This window comes from Sinomicrobium sp. (genome assembly GCA_029266035.1).
Classification (GTDB): domain Bacteria; phylum Bacteroidota; class Bacteroidia; order Flavobacteriales; family Flavobacteriaceae; genus Sinomicrobium.
Genome location: JAJUFH010000014.1, coordinates 16874 through 34826, shown reverse-complemented (window position 1 = coordinate 34826; position 17953 = coordinate 16874). Strand labels below are relative to the sequence as shown.

At 41.0% G+C, this 17953-nt stretch carries 16 protein-coding genes; 7 read left to right on the top strand and 9 right to left on the bottom strand.

The window, feature by feature from the left end; translation table 11 throughout:
• Positions 1-117: 117 nt before the first annotated feature.
• Positions 118-729 (bottom strand): IMPACT family protein, encoded by a 612-nt coding sequence (locus ACYZZR_RS08310; protein WP_461533539.1) that lies wholly within the window; start codon positions 727-729, stop codon positions 118-120.
• Entirely contained in the window at positions 730-1773 is a 1044-nt protein-coding gene (ribD, locus tag ACYZZR_RS08305; RefSeq protein WP_461533538.1) for a bifunctional diaminohydroxyphosphoribosylaminopyrimidine deaminase/5-amino-6-(5-phosphoribosylamino)uracil reductase RibD, read from the bottom strand. It lies immediately after the preceding gene.
• A gap of 140 nt (positions 1774-1913) precedes the next feature.
• On the opposite strand from ribD, the gene prmC reads away from it, so the two are divergent.
• Together prmC and ligA are read left to right on the top strand one after the other, a co-directional pair.
• Positions 1914-2762, top strand: coding sequence for a peptide chain release factor N(5)-glutamine methyltransferase (gene prmC, locus ACYZZR_RS08300; RefSeq protein ID WP_461533537.1), 849 nt, complete (start codon positions 1914-1916; stop codon positions 2760-2762).
• Between the two features lie 100 nt (positions 2763-2862).
• Positions 2863-4866 carry an NAD-dependent DNA ligase LigA gene (gene ligA, locus ACYZZR_RS08295; RefSeq protein ID WP_461533559.1) on the top strand — a complete coding sequence of 668 codons (2004 nt, stop codon included), beginning with the start codon at positions 2863-2865 and terminating at the stop codon, positions 4864-4866.
• Between the two features lie 14 nt (positions 4867-4880).
• On the opposite strand, the gene ACYZZR_RS08290 is transcribed toward ligA, so the two are convergent.
• On the bottom strand, positions 4881-5270 hold the full coding sequence (locus tag ACYZZR_RS08290) for a hypothetical protein (protein WP_461533536.1): 390 nt from the start codon (positions 5268-5270) through the stop codon (positions 4881-4883).
• A gap of 76 nt (positions 5271-5346) precedes the next feature.
• A complete protein-coding gene (locus ACYZZR_RS08285; RefSeq protein WP_461533535.1) occupies positions 5347-5751 on the bottom strand; it encodes a helix-turn-helix transcriptional regulator in 405 nt (134 codons plus the stop codon).
• A 305-nt stretch (positions 5752-6056) separates the two neighbouring features.
• On the opposite strand from ACYZZR_RS08285, the gene ACYZZR_RS08280 reads away from it, so the two are divergent.
• From ACYZZR_RS08280 to ACYZZR_RS08270, 3 genes are all read left to right on the top strand, one after another.
• Positions 6057-7175 carry a M14 family metallopeptidase gene (locus ACYZZR_RS08280; RefSeq protein ID WP_461533534.1) on the top strand — a complete coding sequence of 373 codons (1119 nt, stop codon included), beginning with the start codon at positions 6057-6059 and terminating at the stop codon, positions 7173-7175.
• Positions 7176-7291: 116 nt separating this feature from the next.
• Positions 7292-7771, top strand: a complete 480-nt coding sequence (locus tag ACYZZR_RS08275; RefSeq protein ID WP_461533533.1) for an Lrp/AsnC family transcriptional regulator — start codon at positions 7292-7294, stop codon at positions 7769-7771.
• Between the two features lie 91 nt (positions 7772-7862).
• Entirely contained in the window at positions 7863-10448 is a 2586-nt protein-coding gene (locus tag ACYZZR_RS08270) for a phosphoenolpyruvate carboxylase (RefSeq protein WP_461533532.1), read from the top strand.
• A 118-nt stretch (positions 10449-10566) separates the two neighbouring features.
• On the opposite strand, the gene leuB is transcribed toward ACYZZR_RS08270, so the two are convergent.
• The 4 genes from leuB to ACYZZR_RS08250 are packed head-to-tail and all read right to left on the bottom strand — an operon-like array spanning position 10567 to position 14886.
• A complete protein-coding gene (leuB, locus tag ACYZZR_RS08265; protein ID WP_461533531.1) occupies positions 10567-11685 on the bottom strand; it encodes a 3-isopropylmalate dehydrogenase in 1119 nt (372 codons plus the stop codon).
• Positions 11686-11696: 11 nt separating this feature from the next.
• Complete coding sequence (gene leuD / locus ACYZZR_RS08260; protein ID WP_461533530.1) at positions 11697-12278, bottom strand: 3-isopropylmalate dehydratase small subunit; 582 nt, start codon at positions 12276-12278, stop codon at positions 11697-11699.
• Positions 12279-12293: 15 nt separating this feature from the next.
• Positions 12294-13688, bottom strand: a complete 1395-nt coding sequence (gene leuC, locus ACYZZR_RS08255) for a 3-isopropylmalate dehydratase large subunit (RefSeq protein ID WP_461533529.1) — start codon at positions 13686-13688, stop codon at positions 12294-12296.
• A gap of 25 nt (positions 13689-13713) precedes the next feature.
• The gene (locus ACYZZR_RS08250; RefSeq protein WP_461533528.1) at positions 13714-14886 is read right to left on the bottom strand and encodes a 2-isopropylmalate synthase; all 1173 of its coding nucleotides are present in this window, start codon (positions 14884-14886) and stop codon (positions 13714-13716) included.
• A 155-nt stretch (positions 14887-15041) separates the two neighbouring features.
• Between ACYZZR_RS08250 and ACYZZR_RS08245 the strand changes: the two genes are divergently transcribed.
• A complete protein-coding gene (locus tag ACYZZR_RS08245) occupies positions 15042-16586 on the top strand; it encodes a hypothetical protein (RefSeq protein WP_461533527.1) in 1545 nt (514 codons plus the stop codon).
• Between the two features lie 5 nt (positions 16587-16591).
• The gene (locus ACYZZR_RS08240; protein ID WP_461533526.1) at positions 16592-17089 is read left to right on the top strand and encodes a GNAT family N-acetyltransferase; all 498 of its coding nucleotides are present in this window, start codon (positions 16592-16594) and stop codon (positions 17087-17089) included.
• 108 nt (positions 17090-17197) lie between these two features.
• On the opposite strand, the gene ACYZZR_RS08235 is transcribed toward ACYZZR_RS08240, so the two are convergent.
• The gene (locus ACYZZR_RS08235) at positions 17198-17911 is read right to left on the bottom strand and encodes a YebC/PmpR family DNA-binding transcriptional regulator (protein WP_461533525.1); all 714 of its coding nucleotides are present in this window, start codon (positions 17909-17911) and stop codon (positions 17198-17200) included.
• Positions 17912-17953 lie beyond the last annotated feature (42 nt).

The following is a 17953-nucleotide window of genomic DNA, read 5'->3' as shown; positions in this document are numbered from 1 at the left end:
TTAAGGATTTATTAGATTAAAGCTTGAAATTTTACTTGTAGAATACGAATTCAACGGCTACATTTTTATGTAAACCGTATTTTAAACTTAGTGGAAGTACAGAACAGAAAGTATCAATTAATCCATGCGGACTATCTTTACTCCATAGAGCTGTTCAAACACAGCTTGTACGGCATCGGAATCTCTTTTCCTGACCGTAAGGGTGATGCGACAATCCATTTCCATCTGTTGCGCTGTGATATTGAGGTTTTTTTCTTTGATGATTCGCATCACCTTGTTCATGTCTTTGTAGTCGAAATGGAGCTCAAAGAGCAGGTCGATAGTTCTCTCCTCGATATCTGAAGCCTCCAACGCCAGTTGAGCTGCATTGCGGTAAGCATTTATGAGTCCGCCAACTCCAAGTTTTACCCCTCCGAAATAGCGAACTACTACGATGAGGATATTGGTGACATCAAACGATTGTATTTGCCCGTAAATCGGCATTCCGGCCGAATTGTTCGGTTCGCCGTCGTCATTAGTTCTATAGCTCGGGTTTTCAGTTCCCATTTGCCAGGCATAACACCAGTGCCGAGCCGAATGATGTTTCTTTTTGAGGGTTTCGAGATGATCTCTGACTTCCTCTTCAGTAGTAACGGGAAAGGCATACCCCAAGAACTTGCTGTTCCTGTCTTTAAACAACACCTCGGGAGAAGCGTTGACAATAGTTCTATAGGTGTCTTTTTCTGTCAATTATTGATTTTCGGGTTTTACGCAGATCAGCTTGTCGTCTGCAATGTTATACTCCTCTGTAATACGCCCTTTCCAAGATGGAGAGGGGGTGCCTCCGCCGAGTGTGCTATTTCCTTTAAAAATCCGAGCTTCATCCCATATACCCCTGTCGATAAATGTCTGAAGTGTTTGTCGACCACCTTCCACAATAAGGCTTTGTATGCCGTGATTGTACAATACTTTACAGATTTCTTCGATTAGGTTTTCGCCAAAATCTACCGTCTCAAAAAAGGTGTTTTTTTCCTGTCTTTTTTCCCCTTCGGTAAGCACTATGGTTTTGGTACTATTATCGTACACCCTCGCGTTTTGAGGGATTCGGAGGTTTTTGTCGAGGATTAGTCTTACGGGCGACTTCCCAAACCAGTCTCTGGTACTGAGTGAGGGATTGTCTAGTATTGCCGTTTGCGTCCCTATCAGAATAGCTTGTTCTTCACTGCGCCAGCGGTGAACCAGCTGACGGGAGTAAATATTGCTAATCCACACCGGAGCTTTATGTTCACGCTTTTCAGGACTGATATAGCCATCGGCACTTTCCGCCCATTTGAGAATAATATAGGGGCGATATTTGTCGTGAAAGCAAAAGAATCGTTTGTTGAGTTCTCTGCATTCGTCTTCCAGCACACCTAAAGTCACGTTACAACCGGCTTCCACAAGTTTTTTAACACCCCTTCCTGCAACGTCTGCAAAAGGATCTACGATGCCTATCACCACATTTCTAATCCCCGAATCGATGATCAGATCACTACAAGGTGGAGTCTTTCCGTAATGGCTGCAAGGCTCAAGACTTACGTATATGGTCGCTTTGGATAGTAAAGATTTATCTTTTACCGAATTGATAGCGTGTACTTCAGCATGGGGTTCGCCGGCCTTTCGGTGCCAACCCTCACCGATAATAGTATCGTCGTACACCACCACACTGCCCACCATAGGATTGGGGTAAGTAGTACCCAGTCCGTTTTTGGCCAGTTGTATGCAGCGATTTACGTATTTTTCGTGTATATTCACCTCCTGAAAAATAAAGATCCCAAGCAGGGCATCCTTGTTTGTACTGCAAAAATAAGACAATCCGAGAAACTGGAAGAAGGGTCGGAAGGAAAGAGGAATTTGTCGGAGGAGAGGTTGATTTCAGATCAAGTAATTAAATTTTGATACTCAAAGAGATAAGACATATATTTCAAACAGAACTCAGGGAGGCATATATCCCCGAGGAGATAGATAGTCTGTTTTTTAGGCTTACCGAAGCCTATTACGGTATAAACCGTATCGGACTGGCCCTACAGCCGGAGTTTGTGCTGCGAAAAGAAGAGGACGACAAGATTTTTACTGCCTTACACGAGTTAAAACAGCATCGACCGATACAACAGGTACTCGGTAGCACACTGTTTTATGGACTGGAACTAAAAGTGGACAAACACGTGCTTATACCAAGGCCAGAAACCGAAGAATTGGTGTCGTGGATATGTAGTGATTACGAAGGGAAAAGAGGCTTATCTATACTCGATATAGGTACTGGGAGCGGATGTATAGCCATAGCACTGGCTAAAAATCTACCAGAAGCAAAAGTGACAGCTATAGATGTTTCTGAAAAGGCGCTCGACATAGCTCGAACCAACGCCAGAGCGAACGGAGCAGAAATTAACTTTCTCTGTCAAGACATTCTCAATACGGATAAATTACCTGGAGAAAAAATGGATATAGTAGTGTCCAACCCGCCGTATGTCAGAAATTTGGAAGCTGGCGAGATGAAAGATAATGTATTGAATTACGAACCTCATACAGCACTTTTTGTAGCAGACGACAATCCCCTTATCTTTTATGAAAAAATTGCTCGGATGGCCTTTGAGCAGTTGGAGAAAAACGGGAGTCTGTATTTTGAAATCAATCAATACCTAGGTAAAGAAACAGTTGAACTAATAAGTGATATTGGTTTTAAAAACAGTATTTTAAAAAAAGACATTTCTGGAAACAATAGGATGCTAAAGGCTTTTTATTAAAATTAGTTCTTATTTTTTTCAGGAAATCGTAGCTTTGGATATCACTGATCTCCTAGGCGAGGTGAAGAGCAAAATTGCAGAACGACATTTACACTATATCATGAATCCCATTCAGGAAAAAATACAATCGCTAAGAGAAGAACTCACTAAGCATAATTACAATTATTACGTATTAGACAATCCGACTATATCGGATTACGATTTTGATATGAAGTTGAAGGAGCTTCAGCAATTAGAAGCAGAGCATCCTGAATATCACGACCCCTTTTCGCCTACAGTTAGAGTGGGAGGTATGGTGACGAAGAACTTTGAGACTTTAGTGCACGAATACCGCATGTATTCTCTCGATAATTCCTATTCCCGAGAAGAGCTGGAAGATTGGGAAAAACGAGTACAGCGCATACTGGGAGGAACAGAAGTCGCCTTTGTATGCGAACTGAAATACGACGGGGCATCTATAAGTCTCACCTACGAGAATGGAGAGCTGGCGAGAGCCGTAACCAGAGGCGATGGTTTTCAAGGAGACGATGTGACCAACAATGTGAAAACCATACGCTCGGTTCCTTTAAAGCTCAAAGGGGACTATCCGGATAAATTTCACATCAGAGGAGAGATTATCATTCCACGAGAGGGATTTGCCCAAATGAATCAGGAGCGTATAGAAGCAGGGGAAGATCCTTATATGAATCCGAGAAATACCGCTTCAGGAAGTTTGAAATTGCAGGATAACACTGAGGTAGCCAAAAGACCACTGGATTGTTTGTTGTACAGTATTGTCGGAGAAAAGCTCAATTTCTCTACCCAATTTGAAGGCTTGGAAAAGGCGAGGAAATGGGGCTTTAAGGTCCCTCCGATAACCCGTTTGTGTCACAGTACCCAAGAAGTTATGGATTTTATCGACTACTGGGATACCCATCGCCACGAATTGCCTTATGAAACCGACGGGGTGGTGGTTAAGGTAAACAGTTTGGCACAACAGGACGAACTGGGCTATACCGCCAAGGCGCCGCGTTGGGCATTGGCGTACAAATTTAAGGCAGAACAGGTATCTACCACACTCAACAGTATTTCGTATCAAGTAGGGCGTACCGGAGCCATTACCCCTGTGGCTAATCTGGAACCGGTATTGTTGGCCGGAACTACGGTAAAAAGAGCTTCACTACACAATGCAGACCAGATTGCAAAACTGGATGTAAGGGTAGGAGATACCGTATTTGTAGAAAAAGGAGGGGAAATCATCCCTAAAATCGTAGGCGTAGATCTTTCTCTTCGCCCGTCTGATTCGGAGCCCACAGATTATATCGCTCACTGTCCGGAATGTGGCACCGAACTCATCAGAAAAGAAGGGGAGGCTCAACATTATTGCCCGAATTACTACGCCTGTCCTCCGCAGATTACAGGACGTATACAGCACTATATCTCCAGAAAAGCTATGGATATCGAAGGACTTGGAGGAGAAACCGTAAGCTTGCTGTACAATGAAGGACTGATTAAAAATTATGCTGATTTGTACTTACTTCAGAAAGAGCAGGTAAGTCCACTAGAACGCATGGCCGACAAAAGCGCGGAAAATCTGATAAACGGAATAGCTAAATCAAAAGAAATACCCTATGAAAGAGTGCTTTATGCTTTGGGGATACGTTTTGTAGGAGAAACTGTAGCCAAGAAACTGGCTAAGGCCTATCCTACTGTAGACGCTCTTAGAGCTGCCAGTTTAGAAGAGCTGATAGCCATAGACGAAATAGGTGTAAAGATAGCAGAGAGTGTGGTGGAATTTTTTGCAGACGAAGATAATATACATATAGTGGAGCGCCTCAAACAGTACGGAGTTCAAATGGAAATCGCTCCAGAAAATTTAATAGGCCAAACCGAGTTGCTCAAAGGGAAGACCTTTGTGGTTTCCGGGGTTTTTGAAAGTATTTCCCGCAACGAACTGAAGAAAAAAATAGAAGACAACGGCGGCAAGGTGGCTTCCTCTATTTCTTCTAAAACAACTTATGTAGTTGCCGGTGATAATATGGGCCCTAGCAAACGTGAAAAAGCCGAAAAACTGGAAATACCCATTATATCGGAATACGATTTTATGGAAATGCTAAACAACTAATCTCTCGAAGTTTCCTATTCTTTAACCCTAAAAGCCGTGCCTCGGTGTTTGTTTTTGGCATCTCCTACAATGGAGTATTCAAAGGTGTACGAATCCTTATCGGTAGAGAGAATCCTGACCTGTACGGCTTTTTTCTCCTGCAGTGATTTTGGGTGTAACTTCCTCATTATAAATTCGCAGTCACTAACCCAAGTCACCGATGCGGTATCGATTTCATCTCCTATATAGTCGATATTGATAGAATCGCTTCTCACAAAGGTAGAGTGTACCTCTTTTCCGTTCAAGGTATAGGTAAAATCGAAAGTACCCGTTTTAAAATCCTTGCAGTTGCGCTCAGTTTCGTAACAGGATGTAGTTATAAGAGCTAAAATAAAAAGGCTGAAAATTTTTTGGAGAATACTCACGACAGAAAGCTTTAGTTTTTACTTCTACAAAGATACTGATTAAAATACTGCAGTCAACCCAAAACATCCTTTACAATCACCTTGTATACTCCTTAAAAGTTCCGTCTTTGTAGAAAAAAACAATCCGCTCCAATTCGGGCAACTCTCCGGAAGCGTACAGTCTAGCGGCAGTTTCTTGTGCAGAAGAAGTTTCAGATAGTGGTTGGACAGAAGAAGTTGGGGAAGAAGTATGCTCTGTTTGTTGTTTTTCTTTCTTGGCAGGAAAACTTCCCTTGCCATTCAGTAACCAGTAGAGTTCTACTTCAGGGTAGGTCTGTAGTATGCGAAGTACAAATTCCAGACTCGGTTTGTTTCTTCCGGAAAGAATATGGGAGATAGAAGAGCGCTGTACACCGATACGATCGGCGAAAGCAGATGCACTTAAACCGTAATATTCCAGCACTTGTTGTAGTCTTTTTGTAAAATCTTCTGTGTTTACCATTGTAAACGGTTTTTAAAATGAAATGAGTGTTACAAATGTAAATATATTAAGTCAAAATCACAATTATTAGTGATTAGGAATCATATTTATTCAAAACTTAAACTTTATATGATAATATATAATGTACTGATAAATAATTGATTGAATTATTTAAATTAATTATAGTTAAAAATGTAATCTAAAAACAGTAAACGGAGGTAGAAGAGTAATAAAAACGGTTACTATTGTAAACAATTAAAAATTTCAACTTTGTTTACAAATGTAAAAAAAGTAATGTTTACTTTTGTAACCTCAAAACTTGACCTATGGATTTGACAAGCTGGCACGAGGCTCATCATCTTCCCGAACTGGCGGGGAGGTATATCAATTCTTCAGATATTATTCCTCTTATTCACCACTATAAAAAAGAGGTAGAAATTTCGGTTGTAGGAACTTCGGTTAAAGAGGAGTCGATCTATTTACTAAAAACCGGGAAGGGTGAAAAAAAGGTGTTGATGTGGTCGCAAATGCACGGAAACGAATCGACTACCACCAAGGCTGTAATAGACCTCCTTCAGTTTTTAACTAGTGAAGAGGCCTTGGCTCAACGTATTTTAAAGGAGTGTACCTTGTATATTATCCCTATGCTCAATCCCGACGGGGCAAAGGCTTATACACGTGTAAATGCCAATGAAGTTGACCTCAATAGGGATGCAGTGGATCTCAGCCAGCCAGAAAGCCGAATTCTGAGGAGTGTTTTCGACAGTGTCAAACCCGACTTCTGCTTTAACCTCCACGGTCAGCGAACTTTGTTTAACACGGGGAGTAGCGACAAACCGGCAACACTTTCATTTCTCTCTCCGGCTACAGACGAATCGCGTGCTATAACACGGCCACGTAAAATAGGTATGGAAATCATCTGTGCCGTAAATAAAGTGTTACAGCATTATATTCCGGGACAGGTGGGACGTTATGACGATGGCTTTAATATTAATTGTGTGGGAGATAGTTTTCAAACTTTGGGCACTCCTACTGTATTGTTTGAAGCGGGACACTATCCGAATGACTACGATAGAGATGTTACCAGAAAGTTTGTTTTTACCGCATTGGTCACAGCACTGGGGTATATTTCCGACAAGGAGATAAACGGAGAGGGATACAGCGATTATTTCGATATTCCCGAGAATGGAAAATTGTTTTTCGATATTCTTATCCGCCGTTTTCCTCTTGTTGACACAAAGGGAAATACCGTGTATAAGGATATCGGCATACGTTATAGAGAAGTACTCGACGACAATGAGATAAAGTTTGAACCCTTTATAGCCGAATGTGGTGATTTAAAAGGGTTTTACGGACATAAAACTTTTTGTGCAGACAACGAAAAAATTAATCCTCTTGAAGAAAATAAATTAAAAACAAGCACTTTGCTTAAAATATTTTCTTAAATTAACCATATCTTAACAAAAAAAATGAATTTTCACGTGTATATATTGAATATTTTTTATTTTTTTGCATTCTGATATATCATTAGTAGAGAATTATTCGCTTAAATAATATAAAAATGGCAAAATTTAGATTAGACGAAGTAGATCACCAGATACTGGATATGCTTATAGACAATACACGGACACCTTTTACCGATATTGCAAAAAAGTTGTTGATCTCTGCGGGGACAGTACACGTACGGGTTAAGAAAATGGAGGAAGCAGGTATTATCCAGGGATCTTCACTCACATTGGATTATGTGAAACTCGGTTATTCTTTTATCGCTTACGTAGGTATATTTCTCGAAAAAACGCATCAGACAAAATTTGTTATCGAACGTCTTAATGAGATTCCAAATATTACCGTAGCTCACGTAACTACAGGCAAATTTAATATTTTCTGTAAAGTAAGAGCAAAGGATACAAAACACGCCAAAGATATCATCTTTAGGATAGACGATATAGACGGAGTGGCGAGAACGGAAACTATGATATCTCTTGAAGAGAGTATTAACGACAAAAAACGATTGATGCATTCTATATTTAACGAAATGTAATCTTTTTGTTTTTAAGGGATTAAAGGACCCTCTCTGATGTACGCATTGGAGAGGGTTTTTTGTATCTTCGGGGGAAGTAAAATTAGCCAGTATGTTGAGAAAGCCTAAAATCGAACGTTTTAATGAAAGTGTATTGTCAAAGTATCAAATCTACAACAGTATACTGATGACACTCCCCTTTGATGAAATATCAAATACCGGGGTGTTATTGCCTTTGTTTAGTGAGCTATGTCAAACGGGTTACGACAAGGGCAAAAATCCCACTGAAATCGTAGAGAAGTTTTTTTCTAAGTACTACGACAGTTCGGCTGAAGAAGAGAAGAACGACCTGTTGTTCCGCTTTATTCAGTATATAGAGCGGCAGGTAGTGCTTTTCGACGCCATAGAAGACTCGGCATTCACTGTGGTAAACAACATGGATGGTCGGGGAACACTGCGAAGCGTAAAGGAAGAGGCCGAAGAAAAAAACGAGGTGGCAGATCTTCGCAATTTTTTACAAAAATTCAAGGTCAGACCCGTGCTTACAGCACACCCCACTCAATTTTATCCAGGACCTGTATTGGGAATCATTACAGATTTGTCTCAGGCTATTAAAAATAACGATCTCAACGAGATTAAGACACTGTTGGCACAGCTTGGAAAAACACCTTTTTTTAAGCAGGAAAAACCTACGCCATACGATGAAGCTGTTAGCTTGATATGGTTTCTCGAAAATGTATTTTATCATTCGGTAAGTAAAATATACAACTATATACAGCACAATATTTTTGAGGGTGAAAAGATTGACAATCAAATTATAAACCTGGGTTTTTGGCCTGGAGGAGATAGGGATGGAAATCCTTTTGTCACCAGTGAAATTACGCTTAAAGTAGCAGAAAGACTCCGGCTTACGGTATTGAAAAACTACTACAGGGATATCAGAAAGCTAAAGCGAAGGATTACCTTCAAAGCGGTAGATAAACTCATAGCCGAACTGGAGGAAAACATCTATAAGAGTATTTACGTATCTCCTGAAAAACCTCTTACCACGGCCGAAGAGACCGCGGCAGTATTGCAAAATATCAAGGAAATATTGATTGCTAAACACCAGTCGTTGTTTGTAGATATGGTGGATGATCTCATCAATAAATTGAATATTTTCGGTTTTTATTTTGCCTCTCTCGACATACGTCAGGACTCGAGAATACACCATACTGTAATCTCCAATATCGTTGAGGAGTCGCGAAAACTCGGACTGGATATTTTTCCAGACAACTACGAAAAAATGTCTGAAGAAGAACAGATAGCTGTATTGGGTAAACTCAGTGGAAAACTCGATCCTAAACTCTTTGACAATACAACTACTCGTTCTACACTCCAATCTGTATACGCCATTAAAGAAGTACAGAAGGTTAATGGGGAAGCTGGAGCCAATCGATATATTATCAGCAATAACGGGAGTGTGTTGAATGTGATGGAGGTCTTCGCCTTAGTGCGACTTTGCAATTGGAAAAACCCCACTTTAGACATCGTACCACTTTTTGAGACGGTAGACGATCTCAGTATAGCCGATAAGGTTATGGAACAACTCTATACCGATAAGGTATATGCTGCCCACCTCAGTAAAAGGGGAAACAAACAGATTATCATGCTCGGATTTTCCGACGGGACCAAAGATGGCGGATATCTGATGGCCAATTGGAGTATTTATAAGGCCAAGGAAACCCTAACTGAGGTGTCGAGAAAGTACGGTATAAAAGTAGTCTTTTTTGACGGCCGTGGCGGTCCACCTGCGAGGGGAGGAGGCAAAACGCATCAGTTTTATGCGTCTTTAGGACCTACTATAGAGAATGAGGAGGTACAACTCACGGTACAAGGGCAAACCATAAGCTCAAATTTTGGTACTTTAGATTCCTGTCAGTACAACTTGGAGCAGCTGATAAGCTCTGGAGTAGCCAACGATGTTTTTGACGAAGAAAAGAACAGGCTTCAAGAAACTGATAAAAGTACTATGCAGGAACTGGCTGATATAAGCTATCAGGCCTATGTAGATTTTAAAAACCATCCGAAGTTTTTGTCTTATCTCGAAGAGATGAGTACCCTGAAGTACTATGCAAAAACCAATATAGGAAGCCGTCCTTCCAAACGAGGAAAATCGGATAAGCTCGATTTTTCCGATCTCAGAGCTATTCCTTTTGTTGGAAGTTGGAGCCAGTTGAAGCAGAATGTCCCCGGTTTTTACGGAGTGGGAATCGCTATAGAAACTCTCGACAAAAGAGGAGAATTGGACAGGGTGAAATCGCTCTATGAAAATTCGACTTTTTTCAGAACACTAATTGAAAACAGTATGATGAGTCTCACCAAATCGTTTTTTAAACTCACAGAATATATGAGAAAAGATGAGGAATACGGTGAGTTTTGGACGATTATTTACGACGAATATCAGAGAAGTAAATCTGTGATACTGAAAATCACAGGTGACAAAGATTTAATGCAGAATACCAAATCGGGTAAGGCTTCGATAGAGGTAAGAGAAAAAATTGTACTTCCCTTACTCACCATTCAACAATATGCTTTGCGCAAAATACAGCAGTTGCGCAAGGACCCTAAGGCCGATGAAAGGCAACTCGTGGTATACGAAAAAATGGTTATGCGGTCGATGTTTGGAAATATAAACGCCAGCAGAAACTCTGCCTAAGTCTCAGCGCTACTGTTTGAAAACAGACTTTGTAGAATACAAAAAACTCGGGTCAATAAGTATTTATTTCCCCGAGTTTTTATCATATATAAATGGTTGGTAGTCTCTTTTCAGTCTTTTATATGATGGTAGACTGGCCGAATTCTATGTTTTCCCGATTGATCTGAGTACTGTCGTCGTCGAGAAGGATGTAATTAGCGATAAAATCGCCTACTTCCACTGTTCCGTATTTGCTCTCTTTGTCGAGGTCGGGGGTAACTACACCGCGTTCCAAAGATTTTTCCACTGCGAGTTTTATGGCATCCGCTTCTTCCTGCAAGTTAAAGCCTTCCAGCATCATTGCAGCCGAAAGTATAGAAGCAATCGGATTGGCTATATTTTTTCCTTTGGCTTGAGGGTATGAACCGTGTATAGGCTCGTACATACCTATATCACTTCCCACCGAGGCGGAGGCCAGTAAGCCTATAGAACCTCCAATTACACTACCTTCGTCGGATATTATATCACCAAACATATTTTCGGTGAGAATCACGTCAAATTGTCCGGGGTTGAGAATAATCTGCATGGCTGCATTATCCACAAAGAGAAAATCTAATGTAACATCGGGATAACTCTCTCCTATATTGCTTACAACCCTTCTCCAAAGTCTGGAGGTTTCCAGCACATTAGCCTTGTCGACCAGCGTGAGTTTTTTGCGTCTGCTCCTCGCAGCTTTAAAGGCGAGATGGGCTATGCGCTCTATTTCAGACTCTGAATATTCACAGAGATCTGAAGCTGTACTGCCGTCTTCACTCAAGTTTTTCTCTCCGAAATAAATTCCTCCGGTCAGCTCTCTGTATATGGTAAAATCGGTTCCTGCAATAATTTCCTTTTTTAAAGGAGATTTTTCAATAAGGGTAGGGTAGGCCTTAATCGGACGGATATTGGTAAAGAGCCCGAGTGATTTTCTCAGTTTGAGCAATCCCTGTTCCGGACGCACCTTTGCCTCGGGATTGTTGTCGTACTTCGGGTCGCCAATGGCGCCAAAAAGGACAGCGTCCGATTTTTTGCATACTTCCAGAGTAGCCTCGGGTAATGGATCGCCAGTTTCGTCTATAGCAGCTGCCCCTACCAGAGCTTCTTCAAAGTGAAAACTGTGTCCGAATGCTTCACCTACGGCCTGTAACGATTTTACGGCTTGCTCTACGACATCAGGACCAATGCCATCTCCGGCTAAAAGAGCGATATTCAATTTCATAAATTACGGTTTTATTGCTGTTCAAATGCTTCTATCTTATCTTTTTTGCTGATGAGGAAATCAATATCGTCATATCCGTTGAGCAGGCATAGTTTTTTGTAGGGGTCTATGTCAAAAGAAGCCTTGTTATCTGAACCTTTTACTGCGATATATTGTTCTTCAAGTTCAACGAGTATTTCTGTCTCCGGTTTTTTTTGTACGGTTGCTATGAGCTCTTTCAAATATTCCGGACTTACCTGTATGGGAAGCAATCCGTTGTTTAAGGCATTGCCTTTGAATATATCGGCAAAATAGCTGGATACAATAACTTTTAGTCCGTAGTCAGCCAGCGCCCAAGCGGCGTGTTCGCGACTGGATCCACATCCGAAATTATCGCCTGCAATGAGAATGGTCCCACTGTATTTAGGGTCGTTGAGTACAAAAGAGCTGTTCTCAGAACCATCTTTGTTATAGCGCCAATCGCGAAACAGATTGGCGCCAAATCCAGATTTGTCCGTTGCCTTCAAAAACCTCGCTGGAATAATCTGATCGGTATCTATATTTTCTATTGGTAGTGGTATAGCTCTTGAAGTATGTGTGGTAAATTTTTCCATCTTAATATTGTATTGTTATGCAAAAACAGCTCTTTCTTCTTCATAAGGGGTGGCGATAGCACCCTTTATGGCAGTTGCAGCTGCAATAAGCGGACTGGCCAAAATGGTTCTGGCTCCCTGACCTTGGCGGCCCTCAAAATTTCGGTTAGAAGTCGATACGCAGTATTCTCCTGCCGGAATCTTGTCGTCGTTCATAGCTAGACAAGCTGAACATCCGGGCTGCCGCAAGCTAAATCCGGCTTCTTCAAAAATCTCTCTCAGTCCTTCTTCTTCTATTTGTTTGGCTACTTGCTGAGATCCGGGAACGATAAGAGCATTTACATTGGGAGCTTTTTGTTTTCCACGAATGTATTCGGCTGCCACTCTAAAATCTTCTATTCTGGAATTGGTGCAACTTCCTATAAATACGTAGTTAATCGGTTTTCCCAACAAACTTTCCCCTTTTTCAAATCCCATATATTCCAATGACTTTTCAAAAGAAGCATCATCTGTTTGTGGGATATGTCCATCTACTTTTATTCCCATTCCCGGGTTGGTACCATAAGTAACCATAGGGCCTATATCCTCGGCATCAAAGGAATACTCTTTGTCAAATACCGCTCCATCGTCGGTTTTTAGAGTTTTCCAATAAGCGACTTTTTCTTCAAAAGACTCTCCTTTAGGAGCAAACTCCTTTCCTTTAATATACTCAAAGGTGGTTTCATCAGGAGCGATCATTCCGCCTCGTGCTCCCATTTCTATACTCATATTACATACCGTCATACGCCCTTCCATACTCATATTCTCGAAGACGTCTCCAGCGTATTCCACAAAATATCCCGTACCTGAATTAGTTCCAAGTTTGGCGATGATATAGAGGATAACATCTTTGGGAAGTACGCCTTTTTTGAGCTTTCCATTTACGTTAACCCTCATTTTTTTCGGTTTGCTGAGCAGTACGCACTGACTGGCGAATACCTGAGCTACTTGACTGGTACCTATACCAAAGGCAATAGTTCCAAAGGCACCGTGGGTAGAGGTGTGGCTATCACCGCAAACCATAGTCATTCCGGGTTGAGTGATACCTAACTCAGGAGCTATTACGTGAACGATACCCTGGTATTGATGTCCGAGACCATACAATGTAATTCCGTGTTTTTTACAGTTTGCCGTAAGTTGCTCCACCTGGTTTCTGGAGAGAGCATCTGTAATGGGCAAGTGCTGGTTGAGAGTGGGAACATTGTGATCTGCTGTAGCGACAATTTGATCCGGACGAAAAACGGGAATATTTCGCTGTTCCAATTCGGCAAAGGCTTGCGGACTGGTTACTTCGTGAATAAGGTGTTTGTCTATATATAAAATTTGTGGTCCGTTTTCCACGCTCTCTACCACATGACTATCCCATACCTTGTCGAATAATGTCTTTTTCATTTGTATTTTTTATGTGCCCTTTAACTTATACTGTTCTAATTTCGCTGAGCTTGCAAACTTGCATAATCTCGTGGATATCCTCGTCGAGGATTTCTTTTTTCATGTCGGCAAATTTTAGGAATTCGCCATATACCTCATCGAGTTGAAGCTTGGTGAGTTCGTATCCCACTTTTTTGGCGCGATAGGCAAGGGCTGCCCTTCCGCTTCTTGCAGTAAGCACTATAGCTGATTCGGTAACCCCCACATCTGCAGGGTCTATGATTTCGTAGGTTTCTCTGTTTTTGATCACTCCATCTTGGTGAATTCCGGAACTGTGAGCAAAGGCATTAGCACCTACAATAGCCTTGTTCGGTTGTACTGGCATACCCATACTTTCAGATACCATTCTACTGGTGCTGTACAGCAGTTTTGAATTGATATTGGTATCCAGATTGAGATCGGGATGTTGGCGCAGTATCATGACCACTTCTTCAAGCGAAGTATTTCCGGCGCGTTCGCCTATACCGTTTATAGTACATTCTATCTGTCTGGCTCCGTTGATAACTCCCGCGATAGAGTTGGCCGTAGCCAAGCCCAAATCGTTGTGACAATGACAGGAGAGCGTGGCATTTTCTATGCCTTTTACATGATCTCTGAGGTATTTGATTTTAGCGCCGTATTCTTCGGGTAAGCAATATCCTGTAGTATCTGGTATGTTGAGTACAGTGGCTCCAGCTTCTATTACTGCCTCGCATACTCTTGCCAAAAACTCATTGTCGGTACGTCCGGCATCTTCGGCATAAAATTCAACATCGTCTACAAAAGTTTTGGCATAACTCACAGCGGTTACGGCTCTTTCTATGATTTCTTCCCTCGTCGCTTTAAACTTATGTGTTATATGAGAGTCAGAAGTTCCTATTCCGGTGTGTATACGGGGCTTTTGAGCGTATTTAAGGGCTTCTGCAGCCACTTCTATATCCTTTTTAACAGCCCTGGTGAGTCCGCAAACTGTAGCATTTTTGACTATCTTTGCTATTTCGACAACCGAGGTAAAATCCCCGGGGCTGGAGATAGGAAAACCGGCTTCTATGACATCAACCCCGAGTTCGTCTAAGCGCCTGGCTATAATCAGTTTCTGATCGGTATTCAACTTGCAGCCGGGCACTTGTTCGCCGTCGCGAAGGGTGGTGTCAAAGATTTGTACTTTTTCTTTACTCATGTCAAATTATTAGTCTTAATTTTATTTTTCTATTACGAATTTATATTTTGCAAATTCAGACAAAGGGTTTTGTCTGGAAGGCTTTACAATGCTTAACCAAAAATTATAAAACTTAATTACCTTGTAATCAGGTTTTTAAATCTTATTTTATTACAATGACAAATGCGCAAAAAGATTCGTTGTTTATACTGATTAAATCCCTTTCTAAGTCAGAAAAACGACAATTTAAACTTTATGTCAACCGTCTTGGGGTGAATGCGGATGCCAAGTTTCTCGCACTTTTTAACTTGCTCGACAAAATGAAAGACTACAACGAAAAGGAAATACTGAAGAGTGGAATTGTTAAAAAACAACAGTTGTCCAATCTTAAGGCTCATTTGTACAAACAGGTGCTGGTAAGTTTACGACTCAATCCGGTAAACCAGAATATTCGAATCCAAATCAGAGAACAACTTGATTTTGCCACCATATTGTATCACAAAGGGCTGTACCGCCAAAGTCTCAAGATTCTGGAAAAGGCAAAACTGTTTGCCATAGACAATGAGGAGAAGAATATTGCCTTTGAGATTGTAGAATTCGAAAAAATAATAGAGACCCAGTATATCACGCGTAGTATTAGTGGCCGCGCCGACGAATTATCGATTCAGGCCAAGGAATTGAGTATACAAAACCTGCTTGCTAGCAGACTTTCAAATCTGTCGTTACAACTCTACGGTATACTTTTAAAATCGGGTTATGTAAAAAGTGACGAGGAGCATCGGCGCATCGCTGAATATTTTAATCATCGCTTGCCCAAATACCGCATAGAAGACCTCGGATTTCGTGAAAAATTATGGCTTTATAAGGCGCATTTATGGTACAGTTTTCTCACTCAGGACTTTCTTTCCAGTTTTAAGTATGCCAGTAAACTCATGGATCTGTTTTACGAAAATGAACAGATGATTTATATGAATCCGGTGTACTACCTCAAGAGTAACAACTATTTACTGGAAGCCTTGTTTATGCTTAAATATCGTACTCAATTTAAAGCAGTATTACACAAACTGGACGAGATTATCACTTCTGATGCGTTTCCGAAAAATGAAAATGTAGCATCACTGTCTTTCCTCTATATTTATATCAACAAGCTAAACCTCCACTTTATGGAGGGATCTTTTAAGGAGGGACTGAATTTGGTAGACGATATACTGTTGCAATTGAAATTACACAGAGATACTATAGACGAACACCACGTAATGGTGTTTTACTACAAAATAGCCTGTATGTATTTTGGCGATGGCGACAATCGGACTTGTATAACCTATCTCAAAAAGATTATAGACAATAAAAATCTCACCATGCGCGAAGACCTGATGTGTTTTTCGAGGGTGTTGAGTCTGGTAGCGCATTATGAAGCGGGGATGGATTATCACTTGGATGTACAGTTGAAGAGTACTTATAAATTCTTACTCAAGATGAACGACTTGCACGAGGTGCAAAAAGAGATGATTCGCTTTTTGCGCAACCTCGGCAATATATATCCTCACGAATTAAAAGGAGAGTTTAAAAAGCTTCACGCCAGGTTTGTGGAATTGGATAACGATCCTTACGAGAGAAGGGCATTTTTGTATTTAGATATTATTTCCTGGCTGGAGAGCAAAATAGAAAACAAGAGTGTTGCAGAAATCATACAACAAAAGTCAAAAGCGTTAATACGATAAACGGGGTGAATTATACTACTCAGAAAATATCTATCCGTGGCATTGCCCTAATACGAGATTTAGCAAAACGTACCTGGCCGTCGACTTTTAAGGATATTCTAAGCCCCGGACAAATTGAGTATATGTTGAATATGATGTATTCGGAGGAGGCGCTCAAAAAGCAGATAGAAGTGTTAGGACACCGTTTCTTTATCGCGAAAGAATACGATAAAGTTCTCGGTTTTATTTCCTGTGAAGAGCGATATGAGGGTGATAAGACCAAGATACACAAACTCTATGTGCTGCCAGAAACCCAAGGTAGGGGAGTGGGACGGGTTTTGATAGATTGCGCAAAAGATGTGGCGAGAAAAGCGGGAGATCACATTTTGTCCTTAAATGTAAACAAATACAATCCTGCAATTCGCTTTTATGAAAAGATAGGCTTTACTACGGTGGCTGAAGAGGTAATCGATATAGGAAAAGGATATGTGATGGACGATTTTGTGATGGAGTGCCAGATATAGGGAAATAAAAGATGTTTTTCCGACTTATAACTGAGTGCCCTTTCCTTGAATTTTTAAACAGAGAAAGGGCACTTAGAAAAGATAAAAAAATAGGATTTAGTTTTTTAATTATTCTTCCATGGTGTGATACACGTTTTGCACGTCGTCGTCTTCCTCTATTTTTTCCAGCAATTTTTCTATATCAGCCACCTGTTCCTCGTCGAGTTTTTTGGTCACCTGTGGTATCCTTTCAAAGCCTGATGAGAGAATTTCAATATTATCCCGACTTTCCAGTTCTTTCTGAATAGCTCCAAAACTCTCGAAGGGAGCGTAGATCAAAATGCCATCTTCGTCGGCAAAAACCTCTTCTACACCAAAGTCTATCATTTCGAGTTCCAGTTCCTCTATATCAATACCTTCGGCATTGATTCGGAAGTTACAAGTGTGATCGAACATGAATTCGACAGAGCCACTGGTTCCCAGACTTCCGTTGCATTTGTTGAAATAACTTCTGATGTTGGCCACAGTACGGTTGTTGTTGTCTGTAGCCGCTTCTACCAATATAGCGATGCCGTGAGGTCCGTAGCCTTCAAAGAGTACCTCTTTATAATTTTCGGTATTTTTATCAGAGGCCCGTTTTATGGCTCGTTCCACATTCTCTTTGGGCATATTAGCGGCTTTGGCATTCTGTATCACAGCCCTTAGCCTAGCGTTGGATTCAGGGTTGGGTCCGCCTTCTTTTACTGCAATAACAATGTCTTTTCCTATTCTGGTAAACGTTTTGGCCATAGCCCCCCAGCGTTTGAATTTTCGCGCCTTTCTGAATTCAAATGCTCTTCCCATATAAAACTTACTTTGAGAACTCGTTTAAAACTAAAGGAGTTC